Source organism: Brucella tritici (assembly GCF_008932285.1).
Lineage (GTDB): Bacteria > Pseudomonadota > Alphaproteobacteria > Rhizobiales > Rhizobiaceae > Brucella > Brucella tritici.
In genome coordinates, this window is sequence record NZ_WBVY01000002.1 from 491135 (window position 1) to 513370 (window position 22236).

A 22236-nucleotide genomic window follows, 5' to 3' on the forward strand; every position below is an offset into this window, starting at 1 on the left:
CACGCAGCCGCGCTGCCAGCTCTATTGCCGCTGCTGGCGCATCCAGGCCGCCGGGGTAATGCCAGCCAGTTTTTTGAAAACCCGCGTGAAATGCGCTTGATCTGAAAAGCCGGTCACCGCCGCCACGTGCGGCAGAGAAACGCGTCGTTGCATCAACAGGGCCTGGGCCCGTTCGATACGCTTCTGCATTTGCCACGCATGGGGAGAAATTCCCGTTGATGCTTTAAACGCGCTACAGAAATAGGATTCGGAAAGATCGGCAAGCGAAGCCAGTTCGTGAAGCCGGATGACCCGCGAATAATTGTCTTCAATAAATTCCGTCACCCGCCGCAATTGCCACTGCGACAGTTGGCTGTTGCGCGGGCGTTGTTCGTGGCTGGACTGAAACAGTTCAGCGATAAGCGCATTCAATAGTCCCTCACCATAAAGATCGTGCAAGGGCGTTTGCGACTGGCATTCTTCGGCCAGCAAGGCGCCAATCTGCTCGATCTTTGAATTTGAAAAAAAGAGACGCGGCTGCTCAACGATCTTCCGGTCGAGCGCGCCGCCGAAGCGCCTTTGAAGAACACTCATGTCCAGATGCAGATCAAGGTGTTTGAGCTTCCCCGGACGCATGACGCGGCTGCTTATGAGCATCCCGGCGGGGATATAGCAAAGGCTTTGCCGTTCTACTGGCAAGGTACGTGACGATGGGCTCGGTTCCTGCTGGATCGCCAGTTCCCCCAGGTTTTCGAGCACAAGAAAAAGACGTGGTGCCTGCGAGATGTATTCGCCTTGCGCCTGAGGGCCGCAATAGACGGACCAGACATCGGCAATGGCGCCATCCCACACGCGATAGCGAAGATCGTCAAGCAATCTGACGTCTGCAATGCGGCTTTTCATATTCGGATGGAAACCCAATGCATTTTCTCCGCATAAACCAATTTAACATGTATATATTAGTCATGTTTTGCTATCAACCAGCGAAAAACTACGTTAGCAATCCTTGCGATCCTGAAGTGGAATATGAGATGACGTCCGCGTTGTTCGAGCTTGAGAATGTGAGTTTTTCGGTTGCTGGACGCACTCTTTTGCAGCCGCTGACAATGGCCATTCCGTCAGCGAGTGTCACCGCGCTCATCGGCCACAATGGATCGGGAAAGTCCACTCTTCTGAAAATCCTCGCACGTCAGCAGCCTGCCTCCGGCGGCGTCGTGCGGTTTGCCGGCAAGACGCTGGAGAAATGGGGCGACCGTGAGTTTGCCCGGAAGCTCGCCTATTTGCCGCAATATACCGCTGCTGCGTCCGGCATGTTGGTGAAGGAACTGGTCGCGCTTGGACGATATCCCTGGCATGGTGCGCTTGGACGCTTTAGCGCCCACGATCACGGTAAGGTTGAGGAAGCCATTGAACTGACGGGGATAACGCCGTTCGCAGACCGGTTGGTGGACACTCTCTCCGGCGGTGAGCGCCAGCGTGTCTGGCTTGCCATGCTGGTGGCGCAGGATGCTGAATGTCTACTGCTTGACGAGCCGACCTCCGCTCTCGACATCGCGCACCAGATCGAGGTGCTGTCGCTCGTGCGCAAGCTTTCGCAGGAAAAGAACCTCAGCGTTTTTGTAGTGCTGCACGACGTGAACATGGCGGCGCGTTTCAGCGATAATGTCTTTGCTCTGCACGGAGGCAGACTGATCGCAAACGCGAATCCGGCTGGTATCATGGTTCCGAAACGGCTGGAAGAAATCTACGGTATTGCCATGGACGTGATACAACAACCCACGACCGGGCATCTGATCGCCACACCACGGTAAGAGAGCTAACTTGAGCCTAACACTTCACCGTGACTACGCCATAAATTATCGATAGGTATACGTCCGTATGGTTAACGTCACGGTGATGAAAGTAAGCACACAATCCTGTTTCGCATGCTATGCTGCTTGAAATTTTGGTCAGACCCACCGGAAATGCTCTGCTGAACCAGAAACGCGGTGGAATGTCACGTCGTTTGAATTCTAATGCTGGTGCGTCTAATGGCTCGCCAAAAGATTACTACGCTGCGCGTCGCGCGAAATGGCGAAGTCCGTTTGTGAACAGATTATCGCACTGCCTTGGTGGGATGGGCGAGGGGAGGGGGTACTTTCCGGCGGCGAGAGGGGGCAGCCGCTCAGTTATTTTAAAGCCCGAACGATCTTTGCCGGATCAGAGAGCCCCCGCCATAATCCGTTGGCTCATTGTTCGATCGAGCAGAAACCCCGATGCAAAGGCATGCGCTACGCCATCGCTTGGCCAGGATCGACGAGGTTTCAATTCCCGCAGCAAAGCTAAACTGACAACGTGCATTGCTGAGGAAGGACAACCGATGCCGTGATTTCTGGTTGCTTATACGATAGTGCTGTCACATTGTTTGATGCGCCGGCGTGTTGAAGTCACAGAGTGAATTTCAGGCAAGTTTGAGCGACGCAGCTCTCCATTCATCGAGAGTGTTCTGGCGATGCATTCGGATCTGGTCAGCAGAGAGGTTAAAACTTGCAGGAACGAAATGGTTTCGGGTGGCTGAAAAGATTGACACGAAATGTTGCAATGATCCGATCGACTGAAACCCGTGGCGAGTTCGCTCTCGTTTCCGAAACGGCAAGTTCGAATTCTTGGCTCGATTGTTCAGTCCGTTGTGTGAGCGATAATCGACATGAGGTATAATCTGACGCTTAGCCGCGCCGTAGGATCGAAGCTTGTCAGTGACCATACGCTTTGGTACATGTCCTTGCTTCTTCAAAAGCCTAACCAGTAAACGCTTTGCTGCTTTGGTGTTGCGACGGGATTGAACAATTTCATCCAGCACGTAGCCATATTGATCAACCGCGCGCCATAGTCAGCATTTCTTGCTACCGATGCGAACAACGACCTCATCGAGATGCCAGACATCACTGGCCGAAGGCGTCTTGCGGCGCAATTGCGTAGTGAGCAGCGTATCATGCGGCCGACACCATCGACGGATTGTTTCGTAAGAAACCACAAGCCACGCTCAAGGATCATTTCCTCAACTTCACGCAGACTGTGGTTGAAGCGGAAATACAGCCAGAATGCTCAAGCCACGATAGAGATTGGAAAGCGATGCTTGTTGTACGTTAGGGCATGCTTACTCACGAAACCCAAATACCGCGGCAACGTTGACGATTAATCAATGTGGTCTGCCTCCTGAAAAGAGATCCTTCATGAAGTATGGCTTTATGAGCCTCAGAAGGACATCGAAATGGCAACGATTGGAGCTGGATAAGCAATCGATCCTGTGAATCGATTGCCCGCTGAACAAGATCGTTATCTAAAACTGGAGAGAGCATTATAACACCGTGCGGCCTCACTCATCGCTGAGCTACAAGCCGCCGGCACCCGAAACGACCATTTGGCCTCGCCAGAACTGACCGGTTTCAACACGAGCGGCGGCCAGAAGGCCGAGCATGCAATAACATTCCAAACAGATCACTCATGGGGGCAGAGTAGTGAAATGAGCGCGGCCCTGCCGCACACAGGTGGCGCCTATTCTTTTTCACGCACAGCTCTGGGCCCTTGGGGCGGTTTCACTACCGGGTTGGCTGAGAACATCGAGTTTGTCCTTGCCCCGGCAGCGAACATGTTCTTCATGAGTTCCTATCTGGCTGCGATTTTCAACACACCGACCGAGGCGCTTCCACTGTGGTGGATAGGTGGTTATGCCGTCATGCTGGCTCTGTCTCTGCGTGGCCTCGAAATGTCCATGCGTGTGGTTGTATATGTTACAGTCGCGGCAATTGCGGTGCTTCTGTTTTATTTCGTTGTCGCGATACCGCATGTGGACTTCGCGAGAAACGCTTTGAACGTTGCAACTGATCCCGCAGGTTCAGTCTTGCACCTTCCCGAGGGCAACGGCCCGTGGTTTCCGTTCGGTATTACCGGGATCATGCTTTCGCTGCCATTTGGCGTTTACATGTTTCTCGCGGTGGAACAGTTGCCGCTGACCGCGGAAGAAGCCAAAAACCCAAAGCGCGATATGCCTCGCGCGTTGATCCTGTCCATCGTTACGTTGATTATTCTTGCGCTTAGCGTCCTTTTCTTCAGTGCGTCAATCCCTGAGGGAGCATATGCGATGGGCAGATCAGGCGAACCGCTACTCGATGGCTTTCGAACCATCTTCGGCAACGGATGGGCCAAACTCCTGGCCTCAGTCGCTGTTCTTGGTCTTGCAGCAAGCTTTCTTGCGGGTTCTTTTGCTTCCGGGCGAAACATCTATTCACTGTCGCGCGCTGGCTATTTGCCGACAGCCCTTTCGGTAACTGGAAAGCATACACAAACGCCCAATGTCGCTCTCGCTTCGGGTTCGGCTATGGCTTTGTCTACGCTCCTGATCATCTGGCTTCTCGGCGGAAAACACAATGTGGCGTTCATGGGCGGTTTCCTCGTCAGCATGATTGTCTTCGCGGGAATGGTTTCCTACGTCATGCAAAGTAGTTCGTTTATCCAGCTAAGGGCTAAGTATTCAGCAATTGCGAGGCCGTTCCGAAGCCCGTTTGGAACCTTTGGTGCTTATCTCACCATTGCGATTTGCATGGTTACGCTTGCTTACCAGTTTTTCGATCCGCTTTATCGCTGGGCGGCCATCGCCGCAGCAAGCTGGTACTTCGTCGGTCTCGCTTATTTTGGCTTTTACCGTCGCCACAGGCTGGTTCTTTCACCAGAAGAAGAGTTCGCAGTCACTGGTGGCCGTCACGGCGTTCCCGTCGAGTTGAACTGAACCGTCCAGAACTGCGGAATTTAATTAAAGGAAATACAGATGAGCCAGAGGCTTCAAGGCAAAGTCGCAATCATTTCGGGTGGTGCAACGGGAATGGGAGGTGCGGCATCAAAACTTTTCGCAGCAGAAGGCGCCAAAGTTGCCATTATCGACCGTAATGAGATCGCAGCAGCGGCCACAGTGAGCGAAATTCGCGCTGCTGGCGGCGAAGCCCAATATTTTGTGGCGGATGTTTCGGACGAAGCAGAAGTCAATGCTGCGGTCGAGCAGGCTTTGCAGGCATATGGCCAGGTAACCGTGTTGTTCAATCATGCCGGAACAATTGTCATAAAGCCGTTTCTGGAGACGACCGTACAGGAATGGGACTGGTTGCACGCGGTGAACGTGCGTTCCATGTTCCTCATGACTAAAGCGGTGCTGCCACATATGATCTCGGCTGGAGGTGGGGCTATCGTCTGCACCTCCTCGATTTCGGCGGTTGCCGCAACGCCGATGGAGGTGCTTTACGATACCACGAAAGGAGCGTGCCACATGTTTGCGCGCGCAATCGCAGTCGAGTTTCGGGACAAGAATATCCGCTGCAATGCGGTTTGTCCGGGATTCATTCGTACCCCGCATGGTTTGCGCGAAGTGTCGGATCTTGGCAAGCTTGGAGTCGATGTGTCTGATGACGCAATGGCTGCCCAGCAGGGGCGTATAGGTGAACCTGAGGAACTGGCGCGCGCGGCACTGTTTCTTGCCAGTGACGAGGCAAGTTTCATTACAGGCGCACATCTATTCGTGGATAATGGCTTTACCGCATTGTGACTGTTGGACGGAAGACTTTGAAGCATGCTTCGCAAGGAAGCTGCTTTATGTTTGGATAGTGCGTGAAAGCTAAGTGATAGAACGGCTATACGGGTCCGTTCTAACTGGAACCGCTCCAGATGATCGGCACAGTGGCCGGTCATCGCCAACACTCTGACTAGTTGTCCGGATTATCGACTTCACATCCGACGCCATGGCAGCCAACGTAATTGCCCTGTGTGTCAAAGTTCGGATTACCATCTTTATCGAACTGCGGTCTTGTGTCGATCTGACTTTCTTCGCGGCGGCGACGCTCTCTTTTGCGCTCGCGGTCGCGTTGTTCTTGTGCATAGATGCGATCTTGAGCGCGCTGTTCATCAGCTTCGTGACGAGCGCTTTGCTCCATCATGCAGTTGGCGAATGCGTCAGTCCCAGGCCTGAAACCGAAGGACGAACATGTGTCCTGGTTGACTTCGTCTGCTGTGACGCAGCCGACGACTGTCAGCGGTACGAAAGCAAGCAATAAATGTCTGAGTTTCAGGCTTGTCACTGTATGCTCCGCTTATATTCTGAAGCCAAGTCGTTATCTGAATAAAGAGCGATGCCGGGGATATTATTTCGGCCTCGCTCCCACAGGAAAGCTTTAGTCCGGGCTGTCAACGAGGCAGCCAACTCCGTGGCATCCAATATAATTGCCGTGAGTATCGTAGTTTGGTTCCCCGTTCGAATCGAATTGGGGTGTTCGATCTATACTCTCGGAGTTATCGGGCCTGTCGACGGTGCATCCGATTCCGTGACAACCATTGTAGTTGTCGGAATCGCGATGATTACTCGTTGTATGATGATGCTTCTGCTGGTGGTCAGTTAGCATTCCTTCAACAATTGCACCAAGTACAGCGCCCGCCACGACACCGCCGACGTCATGTCCTCGATGGTCATACTGGCGCGCTCCCGGGTCAAACCCATCACCACGGCCGTGGTGATAGCCGCCTACATCTGCAAAGACACCGGAGCAACCTTGAGCAACCCATATGTAACGGCTCTTTGGGTTATATCCCCACGTGCGGTTTAAAATGCAAGAAGCACTCGACGTCTGGTGAATGAGCTGAGGTCTGGATAAAGGGCCAGCGTAACATTCATCGTATTTGTAATCTCTGGACCGGCATTCCACTGTCGTTTGAGCGCGGGCTTCGACGATAAACGGCGGCGTTATCGCGGCACCAGACAAAATGGCTGCGACCAATGTATACTTCAGCATCATTCCCTCCCACATGATAACATTTCTTGGCAGCAGCCAGACGCTTACAATTGTGATTTAACGATACAATAACGCATCAAAATCTACTTGCAATCTTTCGAAATGGTGTTTGGAAAGTTGAATGCAATTAATGTTAATGTAAGGTAATTTATGCAATTTAACATGAAATAATACGATATAATTGAAAATAGGCAGATGAAGTATTCTCTCCGAGAGTGAGTTGCATCCTGCCATAAAGCACATTTCTATATCGCGTAAAAACAAATGCCTGCAGACAGGAAGATTTGTGCCAGAAATCACCGATTCCAGTATCGGCGGTGATTCATACTGCTGCGAGCTTAGTTACCTGGGCAGAGAATGCAGAGTCAATGCGAGAATGCGAACGGTTCGACTGCCATATTACCCAGAGTTCTATTGGTAATGCGGCGTGTTGTTGATGGCCTGCGCGGCGGTTAAAACCCGGGTCCGAATGTGGTTGTGAAGATCAAAATCACTTCCCGCGTTCATCGGTGTCAGATGGCCTTCATGGATCATTTCCTTTGCAGACATGCCAAAGCGTTCGCGAAACTGTCTGTTGAATGCTCCAGCTGACTCGAACCCGTATTGATAAGCGAGTTCTTTGGCCGTGACAGAGCGGTTAGGTTGTCCTGTCAGGTCGCGTAGAGCCAGATTGAGGCGCTTATCCTTTATAAATCCCGAAATGCCGTTTTCCGGTTCAAACAGACGATAGAGATGAGTACGGGAGATATTGAAGCGTTTCTGAATCGACGTAATACTAAGATTGTACGAGGAGAGGTTCTGCTCGATATATTGCACAATCGCATCTTTCAGTCTGTGATTTAAGGCGGCCTCGTCGCCGAAACGAGGAGGTGCGGCCAAATTATTCAAAGATGCAGCGAATAGCTTGATCATGGCCTCTTGGGTGGCAGCTCCCTCTTCCGGGGTCAGTTGGTGGGCGACATCAAGTACGCCTTTCAGAAAATGCGCAATCATTCGTGTTGCAGGTGCGCGCCCTGGCAATGTCGTACCGTGAATATCGCGCCAGGCAACGGCACGGTTAAGTACATCGCGGGGAAGGGTCGTGGTTATTCTTCGGCCAGTTGTCGCCTCACTTCTAACCGGTCGTGCAAGGTCGATGATAACAATATCGCCGACTGTGGCATCGACAGATTTACCATCAAAATCACCCTTGAGGGTGCCGACAGTTATGAGTTGGACAAGATGGAAGTCCAAACCGGTCAGCCCAATCAGCCTTTTGTCGCGTTGATATCGCTGTTGATTGAAAGAAGTGGCGCCAATTGTGAGAGGGCCGGCTGAATAAGACCAGATCTCACCTTCCAGAAGGCGTGTTGTATCGCCATCGTAGGACGAGATTTCATATATTGGCCGGATGATTGAGCTCCAGAAATCATTTCTGGCTGAAGGCGCAATATTAGCTGTCGATAGATACAATCGCTTCATCAAATAAGTTCCACTCAAGCCGGATGCTAATTCTTCAATCTCGACCACGAGTTGAAAACAGCATAGTTCGATAGAATTAACAATCGATCTCGAGTTGTGTTTCGTAGATTTCGCAACTTAAAAATACGACAACAGATTAGGTGGCGAGATATTGGGGTTATGCCTCTTCATTACATATGGTTTCCTACTGTTTTAGAGAAAGCAGAGGAGCATAACATGCGAATTCAAGTGGCCGTCTTGTCGGTGGGACTGATTATAAGCCAATTTGTTCCAGCGGCGAATGCAGAGACGATGAAAACAAAAAGCCCTGCAATCAAAATGAGCGCCGACCAAATCAGGCAAACGTCTGAGAATGAGACGCTGTTGAAGGGCAATGTGATAATCAGCAAAGGAAACACTGAGATAAGGGCACAAAATGCCAGGGTCACAACGAAGGCGCACAAGCTAATTGTCCAGACCGATACTGTTCGCGCGACCTTGCAAAAATAGACAAAGGGCGTCCCCCGCCGTGTCATAGGCGGGGTTGAGGCTGGCTTCTGTCGGAAGCCTCAGTTGAGATTATTGCCGGATGGTGCGTGGCCGAATGTGCTGTTCCATCCGGCAGGACGCCGGTCAGCGGCGCCGGCCGAGCCTGCATTCAGCATCTGGCGGCCCTGCTACAAGTGAAGGCCCTTTTCTCGGATGGCCTTGCAGGCCCGCTGATCTTTGCGCGGGGGCTATCTGATGAATCGTATTTAAGCAGCGCGTGGATCAATCCTTTGTCACTGCTGGATTGCTTTTCGATCCTGCTTGGTTTGCAATGATATGCGCGCGAAAACAAAAGGATAGGGCATAGCTTGCTTTGTAGAAGCGCTCTCCGGCCGGTCGGTTTTACCCAAGAACGACTAATATATTGTCGTTTCAAATGACAAAGATAATTAGCTATAAATAAAAGTAATTGCTAATATAGTTATAAATAAATATAAAATAACTAAAATACAATATAGTACATTCAACCTTGGACTATTGACTGATGTGTTTATTGAATAAATAATGTTCGTATTTTGATGATGGTCGCCATGATTCTAACTTTTATTATAGTTGGTCTCAACGTGCGTGCCAGCACTGTTAATTAGAATGTGTTTCCGGCGCGTCGTGGCGCGCTTTTTTGCCAAGGGACCTTACAGCGTGACTGATTGCTGCTTTGCTGGAAAATTTCGCGACAAGAACAACCGCAACTTCGTTTCTCGCGAGCTTTGGGATGGTGCGTCAATGTGCAGTCTTACACACCTTTTTGACCTTGGTGGCGGACATGCATTCGAAATGACAAGCAACGAGGCTGGGCCGATGGGTTACAAAAATAGAAAAGGTCGAGTCGATGTTAGAAGTGGGGCTGCTCCGTCTATCCTGAGTGGAGTCAGTCAGGCTTTGCTGCGTGGGGCATCTTCGGTTGCCCTATCTGTTGCGGTTGTATTAATCATTTTGCCTGTGTCGCTCTATTTTGGACCGAATAGTGCTTTTGCTGATGATCTGCAGGGAAATGCGGGAGGTAAGACGGGTGGTAAGAATAGTTACGGCGGTGCCGGTAACGGAGTTGGTGGCTGGAGTGGCGGAGGGCTCACCGCCGGATCTTCACCTGTAGACGGGCAGGGTGGGGAAGGGGCAAGTTCTGGCCAGAGCATTGGCGGTGGTAGCGGGGGTACTGTTGGTGCAACCGTTGTGGGGACGGGTCAGATCGATATTATAGGTGGTGCCGGTGGCACATTAGATACGACGTCCAGAGGCGGTGGCGGCGGTGGTGCCGGATTGTTTCTTGATGGCGGTGCGGCTTCTAACCTTGCGGGTGGATCGAGCGTTAGAGGGGGCGGCGGCGGGAACGGAACTGGGGGGGCGTATAATGGCGTCAGTGGCAGCGGTGGCGGCGGTGGTGCAGGTACTATACTTCGCGCTGGAACACTAACTGTTGGATCGGGGGCGAATATTACTGGCGGCTCTGGCGGAGCCGGAGGGGGGAGCGAATTTAGCACGACTGTTTGGGGTGGTGGTGGTGGCGCTGGAGGCGATGGTGTCGTCGTTGATCAAAACGCGGTCTTGACTAATTATGGCGTCATAACCGGGGGTACAGGTGGTGCTGGAGGTAAGGGAAATAACGGGCAGGGAGGGAACGGCTCGGACGGCGATGGTCTTCGTATGGGGACGGGATCACATGTAGTTAATGCTGGCTCAATCTCATATGGTGGTGCGGGTGTCGGTGCTAATGCGGTTGATATTGTCGGTAGTGGTAACACGTTTGAAATCTGGAGCGGCTCAACCATAACAGGAAATGTTGTGGTCAAGACTGGCACAACGGGGAATGTATTCGTGCTGGGCGGTACGAATAACGGTACCTTTGATGCGACTACATTAGGCACGAAATATATCGGGTTCAACTCCTATGCGAAGGACGGTTCCGGCACCTGGACAATGACGGGTGCAGTGGCGGGCACAAATGCCTGGGATATTCGCCAAGGAACCTTGGCGTTATCCGGCGCCGCCAGTCTGGAAAATGCATCTAACGTCACCATCGCTACAGGCGCGACACTCGATTTGGGCGGGGTTGCCTCAACGGCCAGCCTGAAGACGGTCTCGGGAGGCGGCACGATTGCGCTCGGCAGCAAGACGCTGAACTTTGCCGGAAACAACGACATGACTTTTACGGGGAATGTCACTGGTGGAGTAAACTCGGTGCTGCAAAAGTCGGGAACAGGCAAGTTCGTTTTTACCGGAGACATTACTGCGGCCACGGTGAAAAACGATGCGGGTATTTTGCAGGTTGGTGATGGTGGCACTACCGGTACGATTACCAGCGCAATCGTGAACGGTGGCTCATTGATCCTCAACCGCAAGGGCGCAACGACGCTTGGAGGTGTTGTGAGCGGTGGCGGTACGTTGCAGGCGAGCGGAGGTGGCACATTTATTCTAACGGCAGCCAACACTTATACCGGGGCTACCACGATTGACGCGAATACCACACTTCAGATTGGTAGTGGTGGCTTGCTCGGGTCGATCTCCACCTCAAGCGGCGTGACCAATAACGGGACCCTGGCATTCAATCGATCAGACGTGATAGCCTTCGATAAGGTTGTCAGTGGCACAGGTGTGCTCACGCAGATGGGAGCAGGTACACTGACTCTTTCGGGAGGTAATACTTATACTGGCGGAACCAATTTTAACGCTGGCGTTATTTCGGTTGCGAATAATAGCAATCTTGGCGCCACCTCTGGCGGTCTGAACTTCAACGGCGGCACGCTGCGCCTTTCGGCCGCCTTCGACAATGCGCGCGCCGTGACGCTCGGTACTGGCGGCGGCACGATCGAAACGGTCACTGGCGACAGCACTTTTTCAGGCGCGATCAGTGGCACTGGCAAGCTGACGAAGACGGGCGCGGGCACGATGATTCTGACCGGCGCTGACAGCGCGACGGGTTCGACTTCGATCATGGCCGGTGTATTGCAGATCGGCAACGGCGGCACCACGGGCTCAATTACAGGCAATATCGCCAACAGCGCTTCTCTGGTTTTCAACCGTTCGAATGATTTGATCTATGCCGGTGTGATCAGTGGTACTGGCACGCTGACCAAATCAGGCGCGGGAACGCTCACCCTTACCGGTGACAGCAACTATTCAGGGGCCACGACGATTTCGGCCGGTACCCTGCAAGTGGGTAGTGGCGGCACAACAGGCTGGCTTAACAGCAATGCGGTTACGAACAACGGCACGTTGAGCTTTAATCGCAGTGACAACAAGACCTACGCCGGTAACATCAGCGGCTCCGGTTCCGTGGTGAAAAGCGGCGCGGGTACGCTTATTCTCAGTGGTACAAACACCTTTGCTGGCGGCACAACCATCAGCGGCGGCACGTTGCAAGTCGCCAGCGACGACAAGCTTGGTGCATCAAATGGCGCTGTGACGCTGGATGGCGGTACGCTTAACCTCGCAGGTACGATCACGTCCGGGCGTGCATTCAGCATCACCAGCAACAACGGCACAATCGATACCGGTACGAATACCGATACACTCAATGGTATCATAGGCGGCGCAGGGGCGTTGACCAAGGTGGGTGGCGGAACGCTGGTTCTGACTGGTGCCAATACTTACAGTGGCGGTACGACAATTTCGACAGGTACACTGCAGCTCGGTAGCGGGGCGGCTGCTGGATCGATTACGGGAGATGTCGTCAACAACGCAACGCTGGCGTTCAACCGCAGTGACTCAAATATATTCTCAGGAGTGGTCAGTGGTTCCGGTGTGCTGAAACAAAGCGGCACCGGCACCACGATACTGACTGGTGCAAACACCTATACCGGCAATACTGTGATTGAGCGTGGTGTGCTGCAGGTTGGTAATGGCACAGCTTCTGGCGCCATATCCGGTAGTGTCACCAATAGCGGCACTCTGGCGTTCAATCGTTCCGATTCCTACACGTACTCTGGCACAATCACCGGCACAGGTTCGTTGAAGCAAAGCGGTGCTGGCACCCTCATTCTGACGGGCAACAGCACCTATACTGGTCTTACGACGATTGACAGCGGTACGCTGCAGCTTGGCTCCGGCGGTAACAGCGGAAATCTCAACAGCGATATTGTGAACAATGCCGCGCTTATCGTGGACCGTTCGAACGATCTTTCTTATGACAAGAAGATCAGTGGTTCGGGTACATTTGAAAAACGTGGTGCGGGCACGCTGACGGTTACCGGCGACAATGATTATGCAGGTACGACGACCATTTCGGCCGGTACGCTTCAGATCGGCAATGGCGGTAGCACTGGCTCTATCAAAGGCGATATTGTCAATAACAGTAAATTGATCGTCAATCGCGACCATAACATTGATTTCACCAATGTTCTCAGCGGCACCGGTACTCTGGAAAAGCAGGGTACGGGCAATCTCACACTAAGCGGAGATAATTCGGGTTTCACCGGGGCTACGACAGTGAGTGCCGGGGAACTTGATGTCAATGGTACGCTCGGCTCTGGCGCTGTTACGGTTGCGAGCGGTGCATCGCTTGGCGGTACGGGCACCATTGGCGGCGCTACAACGATCAACAGTGGCGGCACACTTGTAGGGGCGCAAGGTTTCACACTCAATTTCGGGAGCGACCTGACGCTCGCACCGGGAAGTATCCTGAATGTCTCCTATGGTGCGGCATCCGATAGTGCCGATATGCTGTTCAACGTTGGTGGCAATCTCAATTTCAACAACAACGTCGTGAATGTCGCCGACCTTGGCGGTTTTGGCCCTGGCCAATACAACCTGTTCCACGCAGACGGAACGATTACTGGAACATTAACATCTGGCACTCTTCCACAGGGCGTGAATCCTGGCGACGTTACGTTCAACCGTGATCCGAACGGGCATGACTACTACTTTACAAATGCTCAGGGAATGCAGCTTGGTTACTGGGATGGCGCTGTAACAAGCGCCAGTGGATCGCTAACGGGTGGCGATGGTGTATGGGAAGCTGCGGCCACGAACTGGACAGATAAGAATGGCGGTCTGCATACCAATTGGAACTCTGCTCAATTTGCGATTTTTTCCGGCCAACCCGGTACGGTAACGGTCCAAGGGCCTGTTAGTACAAGCGGTATGCAGTTTGTAACCACTGGCTATTCCGTCATCGGTGGTCCCCTGACGCTTGAGAGCAGCTCTGCCACTGCACCGATCATACGCGTAGGCAGTGCTGGAGATGCTACCGTTACCGCTACCGTTGGATCGGTTCTTTCCGGCTCAAAGGGCATGGAAAAAAGCGATCTGGGCACTCTGATACTCACGGCGGATAATGATTACACAGGCGGTACGACCATTCAGGCTGGCACGCTTCAGCTTGGAAATGCGGGAGCGACCGGCAGTGTGATCGGTGACATCGAGATAGGAAAGCCGGGTGAGGACGAGAATGCTATTCTCGCGATCAATCATACTAACAGTTTTACGCTCGGCAATACGATTAATGGTCGTGGAAAGCTGGTTCAGAGGGGCGCTGGCGATACAACGCTCACGGGAAACAACACCTATAGTGGCGGCACGGATATTCTGGCCGGTCGGCTGATCGTTTCTGCCGATAATAATCTCGGGAATGTCGCGGGCGCTGTCACGCTTGACGGCGGTACGCTCCAGTTCGCTGAAGATATATCATCGACGCGAGGCTATACGATCGGGGTGAATGGTGGCACCATCGACACCGGAGCCAAGACCGACACGATCACAGGTGTCATTGGCGGCACTGGGCAATTCAACAAGTCGGGCACGGGAACGCTTGTTCTTGGCGGTGACAATACGTTCACCGGTGATCTGCATGTAAATGCGGGGACACTGCAGATCAGCGATAACAGCAATCTGGGAAATCCCGATAGTCACCTTTATATCAACGATGCGACATTGCGGTTTGGCGATACTTTCACCATGACGCATGATCTGACGCTGGGTGGTGCCGGGGCAACAATTGATGTTGATGGGTACGATAACTCGATATCAGGCGTGATCAATGGAGGTAAGCTTACCAAGACAGGTGCTGGTACGCTTCTCCTTACCGGTGCCAACACCTATACCGGCGATACCGAAATTGATGCAGGTACGCTGGCGGTTCTGGAAGACGCGAACTTCGGCGCGAACGCCAGCAACAGTATCATAATCGGCAATGCAATCCTGCGTCTGGATGAGAGTTTCAATACTGCGCGCAATATCGATCTTACTGATGCCAACAGCACGATTGATGTTGTTGATGACGGGCTCAATACGCTCATTGGAAAGCTGACCGGAACCGGCGCCTTGAACAAGGCTGGAACGGGTACTCTGGTTCTTGGCAGAACCAATGACTATCAAGGTGGAACCGACATCAAGGCGGGTATCCTGCAGATTTCGGACGATGCCAATCTTGGTAAAGCTTCGACGGCCATCACGATAGCGGACGGAGCCGAGTTGCAGTTCAGCCAGGGCGTGACGAGCGCCAGAGACATTACACTGGGAACGACGGGCTCTACCATCGATACTATGGCGGGTATCAGCACACTGAACGGTGTCCTCGGTGGCGGCGAATTGCACAAGTCCGGCGTGGGTACGCTCGTTCTTGCAGGGACCAATACCTACAAAGGCACGTTCCTTGACGGCGGTATCGTCCAGGTTGGCAATGATTATAACCTTGGTCAAGCTGGTGGCGCAGTCATTTTCAATGGCGGAACGCTGCAATTCTCTGCGGACGTTTCAACCACACGGGTGATGACGATTAACGACGTCGGTGGTGTTATCGACACCGAGGGCAATACCGGCACACTTAATGGTATTCTCTCCGGTACGGGCGAATTGATTAAAAACGGCAGTGGAACACTCGTTCTGACGAATGCCAGCAATTCCTACAGCGGTAATACCTTCATCAAGGATGGTACACTTCGTTTGAGTGGCGCGGGCTGGATTACCGGCGATGTCACCAATTTGGGCACTTTCGAATTTGCCAACAGCGGAAATCACGACTTTGTTGGGGGCATTTCTGGAACCGGCTCAGTTCTCCAATCCGGAGCAGGTACCACCATCACCCTTTCTGGTCAAAACGCCTATAGTGGCGGCACCTCGATCACAGCCGGCACGCTTGCCATCAGCGAAGATGACAATCTGGGCACCGGTGGGCTGACGATTGCCAATAATGCGACCCTCCAGTTAACGGATTCCTTCGCGTTCAGCCATGCTGTTACTCTCAATGCCGGTGGTACGATCGACACCGGAACAAACAGCAACACGCTTGCTGCTGTTGTCTCCGGTACCGGTGGTCTGACGAAGACAGGTAGCGGCACGCTTACGCTGTCCGAGACCAACACCTATGCTGGCGGCACGACGATCAACGACGGTATTCTGCAGATCAGTGCCGATGCCAATCTTGGTGCGGCGAGCGGTTCTGTCACCATGGCTGGTGGCACCACGCTTGATCTTGCGAACAGTGTTACAATGGACCGCGCTTTCACGCTGAACGGGGATGCGACGATCCAGGCCGATGAGGGAACATCGACGATCAGCAAGGTGATCAGCGGCGATGGCGGCCTCACGAAGACGGGTGAAGGCACGCTGGTACTTGACAGCGTCAACACCTATAAGGGCAATACATCTATAAATGACGGTGTGCTGCAGGTTGGCAGCGATGACAATCTGGGCGATGCATCGAGCAAACTCTCCTTCAATGGTGGCGAGCTTCAGATCACTGGCAGCGGTTTCAAGTCGGATCGCGATGTTACCCTCCAGGCCGGGGGTGGCACAATCGACACCTTGCTGACCAGTCCAGAGCTGTCGGGCAACATTACCGGTACGGGCGGACTCACCAAAGTCGGCGAAGGTCAGCTAATACTTTCCGGTGATAATACATATAGCGGCGGAACTTCTATTGAGCAGGGGACGCTGCAAATTGGTGGCAATGACGGTTTGACAGGGAGCATTACCGGCAACATCGAGAATAACGGTACTCTGATCTTCAACCGCGATACACTAACCTATGGAGGGGACATCGCTGGAAGCGGGAGCTTGGAACAGACTGGTCTAGGCACGACGATTCTGACTGGTTCCGCCATTATCGACGGCGGTACGACTATTGATAATGGCGGAACGTTGCAGATTGGCGACGGAACCACAAATGGTTCTTTCAAAAGCAACGTGGTGAACAACGGCACATTCGCTTTCGACGCCGCCGCCAATACCAATATTGATTTCGGCAAGGTCTTAAGCGGTAACGGCGTGCTCGAACAGAAAGGTGCGGGCTCATCGACGCTTACAGGTGACAGCAGTGGTTTCGAAGGGACAACGAATGTCACGGCAGGAAGTCTCTATGTGAATGGCATTCTTGGCAGTGCGGCATCAACAATGACTGTAGCGGCCAATGGAACGCTTGCTGGCAGTGGTACCGTCGGTGGTGATACTACAATAGCGGGAACATTGAAGGGACAGGATGGTACGACATTAACTTTCCTCGGTGGTCTGACCATGCAGGCAGGCAGCACAATAGCAGTTGCTTACGGAGCTCCCAACAGCAACAGCAACGGTCTGTTCAATGTTCAAGGTGCGCTTGCCTTGAACGGCAGCACTGTCAATATCGAGGATTTTGGTGGTTTCGGTCCTGGGTCCTATCGCCTGTTCGATTATCAGAATGGATATGCCAAAACTGGCACAGGGCTGACGATTGGTAACGTGCCGGACGGACAGTCATCCGATGCCCGTATTGTTTATGACGATGACAACAAGCAGATAAATATCATGAACTCTGCCGGTGCCGTGCTGAATACCTGGAAAGGTGGTGACGGAACCTGGAACCAGACGGATGTCAGCTGGCGTGATGCAGGCGATCCAGATATTACAGGCGCTTGGAAGAACTACGAGTTTGCCATCTTTGGTGACACGCCGGGAGCCGTAGCTGTCGATACGGGTATTCAGGCCTCCGGTATGCAGTTCCAGGTGGATGGATATAGCCTTACCGGTACAAATCCTATCACACTTGCTCACGACCCGAACGCTCCGTCGCCTGACAAACCCATCATTCGTGTAGGGGATGCAACCGAAGCCGGCAAGACCATGACGGCCACGATTGCAGCGCCGATTGCTGGTACCGAAGGCTTGCAGAAAACCGACTATGGCACTCTGGTACTGACGGGTGCCAACACCTATAGCGGTGGAACAGATGTTTTACAGGGCTCGCTGGAGCTCGGCAACGGTGGCACTATAGACACGGTTGGGGGTGTTTCCGTCGATGCAAATGGACCGGACAAGGCAACATTTGCAGTCAACAAGACTGGAACATTCACCTTCGGTGGCGTGATCTCAGGCGCCGGTCAGTTTGCGCAGAAGGGGGCTGGAGAAACGATCCTCACTGCAAGCAACAGCTATAGCGGCGGCACATCGATCACAGCCGGAACGCTTTCAGTCAGCGCTGAAAGCAACCTCGGCAATATCAATGGTCAGGTTGCTATCGATGGCGGAACGCTCAAGTATAGCCAGGGGTTTACCAGCGCGCGCGCCATCGCTCTGGGAGCAGGCAACGGTACGATTGAAACCGATGACACGGCCAATGACACGATTGTCAACGGCGGCATTTCAGGTGCTGGTGGTCTGACGAAGAGCGGGGCTGGAACACTCGTTCTGGCCAAGGACAACACTTATGTTGGCGATACAACAATAGCTGGCGGCACGCTCCAGCTTGGTAATGGCGGGACAACAGGCAAAATCCAGGGCAACGTCAATACCGGCGCGGATGCAAGCAACAAAGGCACGCTTGTCTTCGACATGTCGAGCAATCCGAATTTTTCGGGAACGATCAGTGGTTTTGGCAGTGTTGAACAGTCCGGTAGTGACACGCTGACATTGAAAGGCATCAACACCTATAGCGGTGGCACCACAATCAACAGCGGAACGCTGGCGGTGTCATCTGACCCCAATATGGGCAGCGCGGGCAGTTCGCTTACGATCAAGAATGGCACATTGCGGAATACCGCGCAGTTCGCGATGAGCCGCGATGTGGTTCTCAGTGATAATGGCGCGAAATTCCAGAACGATGCCGGTCTGACCTTGGCTGGAAATATGACTGGAGCCACGGACTGGTCGAAGCTCGGAAGCGGTACACTGACCATCAACGGCAATGCAAGTACGGCCACTGGAACCGCGTCGATCAATAACGGCTATCTTCAGGTCAATAGTGAACTGGGTGGCAATGTAAATCTCGTCAACAGCACAGCCGGAGTTGGCGGTGCAGGCAAGATCGACGGCAATGTCGATGTGGCAAGCGGAACGCTCTACGGTAAAGGCGGGCAGACACTGACTATCGGAGGAGACCTGACACTCGCCGCCAATAGCACAACCAGCGTCCAGTGGGGCAGCGTGTCCCAGCAGGCCGCTTTCCATGTAGAGGGTAATCTGACGATGGATGGCACTCTCGATGTGGACAATACTGGCGGTTTCGGTCCAGGGACCTACAAGCTGTTCACTTATGATGGCACCCTGACGGATGATGGCCTTTCGTTCGGTAATGTAGAGGGTGGGCAGGCGGCGAAGGACCGTATGTCGGTCGTGACCGCCTATACCGGCTCAGTCTATATCGTGAACACCTATGGCGCAAAGGTTCAGTACTGGAACGGGGAAGGAACTATCGCCGATATCGAGAATAATAAGATTGTCGGAGGTGATGGCTCCTGGAGCGCGACCAATAAAAACTGGTCCGATGATCAGGCTAGTGTGCTTGCGCCTTTCGATGATGGCTCGTTCGCGTTCTTCGGTGGCAAGAAAGGTAACGTCACCGTCAACGACACGGCTGGGCAGATTAATACAGCTGGCATGCGCTTCGTCGTCGATGGTTATGTGATCAATGGCGGCTCTCTTAACCTTACGAGCACGACGGGAGCGCCGATCATTGCGGTTGGTGACGGAACCGCCGATGGTGCCGCGATGACTGCAACCATCGGCTCTGTGCTCACCGGCAACCAGGGACTCAATAAAACTGAACTCGGTAAACTGGTCCTTACCGGACAGAACACCTATACCGGCGGAACAACCGTCAGCAACGGTGTGCTCCAGCTTGGTGACGGAACCAAAACGGGTGACATAAAAGGCGACGTCACAGTTGCCAATGATGTTAACGGAGAGGGAACGTTATCCTTCAAGCAGGGGAGTGACTACAATTTCGCCGGAAATATTACAGGCGGTGGCAAGGTTACTCAGGACGGTGCGAATACAATTCTTACGTTGAGCGGAAACAACAGCTTCAGTGGCGGGCTGACGGTCAACAATGGTACCGTAAAGGCGGGCAGTGAAAATGCATTTGGCACCGGGGTTCTGACTGTCGGAGATAATGGCAAAGTCGATCTTGGAGGTACCAGAAACACGGTTGGTGGTCTCAGTGGGGCCGGAGCGGTCAACATTGGCTCAGGAACCTTCACCGTCAATGAAACTGCCGACTCGACCTATAGTGGCGTATTGTCCGGCACTGGCAGCTTCACCAAATCCGGTGCGGCTGACCTGACGCTCACTGGTTCCAACCAGTATACCGGTGCAACGCTTGTCAAGCAGGGGACGCTGGCGCAGGGAAGCCAGGGTGCATTCAGTTCCGCATCGGCCTATACGACGACGCGGAACGGGACGCTGGATCTTGGGGGGTATGACACGACTGTGGCCTTCCTCGACAACGGTGGCGCCGTTACTCTGAGTGACATGACAGCCGGAACCACTTTGACGGTAGCTGGTAACTACACCGGCTCCAATGGCACCCTCGTCATCAATACGGTGCTTGGTGACGATAACTCCAAGACCGACAGATTGAAGGTTGCTGGTGACACCTCAGGCACTACCAATCTGCAAGTGGTTAATCGTGGTGGGCTTGGTGGCCAGACGGTCAACGGTATCGAAGTTGTCGATGTCGCCGGGCAGTCCAATGGTACCTTCTCGCTTGTCAGCGATTACACAACCAAGGATAACAAGAAGGCTATCTGGGCTGGCGCCTATGCCTATACGCTGCAGCAAGGATCGGGCAGCGGTAACAAGGATGGCAACTGGTATCTCGTGAGCCGTTATGGTGATACGGAACCAAACAACCCAGACAATAATGGTCCCCGTTATGGTGCTGGCGTGCCGCTCTATCAGGGGTACGGCCAGAACATGCAGGCCTTGAACAAGTTGCCGACCTTGCAGGAACGTGTGGGCAACCGGTATTGGACGGGCGAGAATGGCGACGGCCAGACGAACGGCGCCATGGTCGACGGAAATGGCATCTGGGCGCGTATCGAAGGAGCGCATAACCGGCTTGAACCGCAAAGCGTCACCGGCATGAAGCAGGACATCAATACCTTCATCATGCAGGCAGGCGTTGACGGTCAGTTCTACGAGGATGACAACGGAAAACTGGTTGCTGGCATCACCGGGCAGTATGGTACGGCGCATGGCAATACCAGCTCGTTCTTCGGTGACGGCTATACCGACACGCGTGCCTGGAGCCTTGGTGCCACAGCGACCTGGTATGGCAACAATGGCTTCTATGTAGACACACAGGGCCAGCTTACCTGGTTCGACAATGACTTGTCTTCCGATGACATGAATTCGGCTCTGGCTACCGGGGCGAAGGCCTTTGGCTACGCGATGAGCGTGGAAGCAGGCCAGCGTGTCGCCATTGATGATCATTGGTCACTGACCCCGCAGGCGCAGCTCATGTGGTCGTCGCTGGATGCGGATGCGTTCCAGGATATCATGGGCAACCGGGTCGGCCTCGACAACGCCAACAGCCTGACGGCACGCCTTGGGATTGCCGCCAACTACCGGAGCGACTGGGCGGATGAGGCGGGCCGCATGGTCAATACCTCGGTCTATGGTGTAGCCAACCTTTACCAGTCCTTCCTTGGCGGAATGCGTATCAACGTGGCCGGTGTTGATATCGACACCGACAACGACAAGACCTGGGCAGGCATCGGCGCCGGTGGTAGCTATGCCTGGGAGGATCAGAAGTATGCCGTCTATGGTGAGGGCTCCATCAACACCTCGCTCAACCATTTCGCCAACAGCTATGCGCTCAAGGGCACTGTGGGCTTCAAGGTGAAGTGGTAAATCCTTCTGCAATTTTTGGGCTCCCGGGTATCCGCTGATACGGATCGGGAGTCTTTTTTGAAATTCCATAAGGGGAAAATGCTGACATAGGTGGGAATTGCATCAATGTATATTATATAACAGTAAAAAATCCACACCTAAATAAGACATGCAAATATAATAAATACTTTTATTAGAAGTAATGATTATAAATAACCAATATTGATATTAAGTTTTTCTTGCATATATATAAATGACACTCTCTTTCTGTATTCGTGAGTGTATAAGTTAATTGGAATATTATTTTTAATTTGGCGACGGATACATTGACTTTTTCTCGCGAATTGAAGTGTGGAGATTATGTGATGACGCGAAAGCGCAGATCAATTCTCATGGCTGGCGTATCAATCGTGACGCTAGGTTTCGGGTGGGGAACTGCTCT

The 22236-nt window shown here is 53.1% G+C and carries 10 protein-coding genes and 2 pseudogenes; 7 read left to right on the forward strand and 5 right to left on the reverse strand.

Features of this window, described 5'->3' with window-relative positions; all coding sequences use genetic code 11:
- Nucleotides 1–21: 21 nt before the first annotated feature.
- Complete coding sequence (locus tag F9K94_RS07770; protein WP_235920590.1) at nucleotides 22–855, reverse strand: helix-turn-helix transcriptional regulator; 834 nt, start codon at nucleotides 853–855, stop codon at nucleotides 22–24.
- Nucleotides 856–1010: 155 nt separating this feature from the next.
- Here F9K94_RS07770 and F9K94_RS07775 point away from each other — a divergent pair, with 155 nt between their 5' ends.
- A complete protein-coding gene (locus tag F9K94_RS07775) occupies nucleotides 1011–1790 on the forward strand; it encodes an ATP-binding cassette domain-containing protein (protein WP_151644685.1) in 780 nt (259 codons plus the stop codon).
- 629 nt (nucleotides 1791–2419) lie between these two features.
- Here F9K94_RS07775 and F9K94_RS07780 read toward each other — a convergent pair.
- Nucleotides 2420–3123 (reverse strand): annotated as a pseudogene (locus F9K94_RS07780) (IS6 family transposase).
- Nucleotides 3124–3305: 182 nt separating this feature from the next.
- On the opposite strand from F9K94_RS07780, the pseudogene F9K94_RS07785 reads away from it, so the two are divergent.
- The 3 genes and pseudogenes from F9K94_RS07785 to F9K94_RS07795 form a co-directional block, all read left to right on the forward strand.
- Nucleotides 3306–3386 (forward strand): annotated as a pseudogene (locus tag F9K94_RS07785) (integrase core domain-containing protein); the annotation flags it as partial.
- Between the two features lie 95 nt (nucleotides 3387–3481).
- The gene (locus F9K94_RS07790) at nucleotides 3482–4744 is read left to right on the forward strand and encodes an amino acid permease (protein WP_151644687.1); all 1263 of its coding nucleotides are present in this window, start codon (nucleotides 3482–3484) and stop codon (nucleotides 4742–4744) included.
- A gap of 39 nt (nucleotides 4745–4783) precedes the next feature.
- Nucleotides 4784–5551 (forward strand): SDR family NAD(P)-dependent oxidoreductase, encoded by a 768-nt coding sequence (locus F9K94_RS07795; protein ID WP_151644689.1) that lies wholly within the window; start codon nucleotides 4784–4786, stop codon nucleotides 5549–5551.
- Between the two features lie 157 nt (nucleotides 5552–5708).
- On the opposite strand, the gene F9K94_RS07800 is transcribed toward F9K94_RS07795, so the two are convergent.
- From F9K94_RS07800 to F9K94_RS07810, 3 genes are all read right to left on the reverse strand, one after another.
- Nucleotides 5709–6080, reverse strand: a complete 372-nt coding sequence (locus tag F9K94_RS07800; protein WP_151644691.1) for a hypothetical protein — start codon at nucleotides 6078–6080, stop codon at nucleotides 5709–5711.
- 93 nt (nucleotides 6081–6173) lie between these two features.
- Nucleotides 6174–6803, reverse strand: a complete 630-nt coding sequence (locus F9K94_RS07805; RefSeq protein ID WP_328593541.1) for a DUF3011 domain-containing protein — start codon at nucleotides 6801–6803, stop codon at nucleotides 6174–6176.
- Between the two features lie 396 nt (nucleotides 6804–7199).
- Nucleotides 7200–8249 carry a helix-turn-helix domain-containing protein gene (locus F9K94_RS07810; protein WP_151644695.1) on the reverse strand — a complete coding sequence of 350 codons (1050 nt, stop codon included), beginning with the start codon at nucleotides 8247–8249 and terminating at the stop codon, nucleotides 7200–7202.
- A 216-nt stretch (nucleotides 8250–8465) separates the two neighbouring features.
- Here F9K94_RS07810 and F9K94_RS07815 point away from each other — a divergent pair, with 216 nt between their 5' ends.
- The 3 genes from F9K94_RS07815 to F9K94_RS07825 all read left to right on the forward strand — a co-directional run bounded on the left by F9K94_RS07815 (nucleotide 8466) and on the right by F9K94_RS07825 (nucleotide 21815).
- Nucleotides 8466–8738 (forward strand): LptA/OstA family protein, encoded by a 273-nt coding sequence (locus F9K94_RS07815; RefSeq protein WP_192799464.1) that lies wholly within the window; start codon nucleotides 8466–8468, stop codon nucleotides 8736–8738.
- Between the two features lie 86 nt (nucleotides 8739–8824).
- Complete coding sequence (locus F9K94_RS07820) at nucleotides 8825–9052, forward strand: hypothetical protein (RefSeq protein WP_151644697.1); 228 nt, start codon at nucleotides 8825–8827, stop codon at nucleotides 9050–9052.
- Nucleotides 9053–9716: 664 nt separating this feature from the next.
- A complete protein-coding gene (locus F9K94_RS07825) occupies nucleotides 9717–21815 on the forward strand; it encodes an autotransporter-associated beta strand repeat-containing protein (RefSeq protein ID WP_151644699.1) in 12099 nt (4032 codons plus the stop codon).
- The last annotated feature ends 421 nt before the right edge of the window (nucleotides 21816–22236 follow it).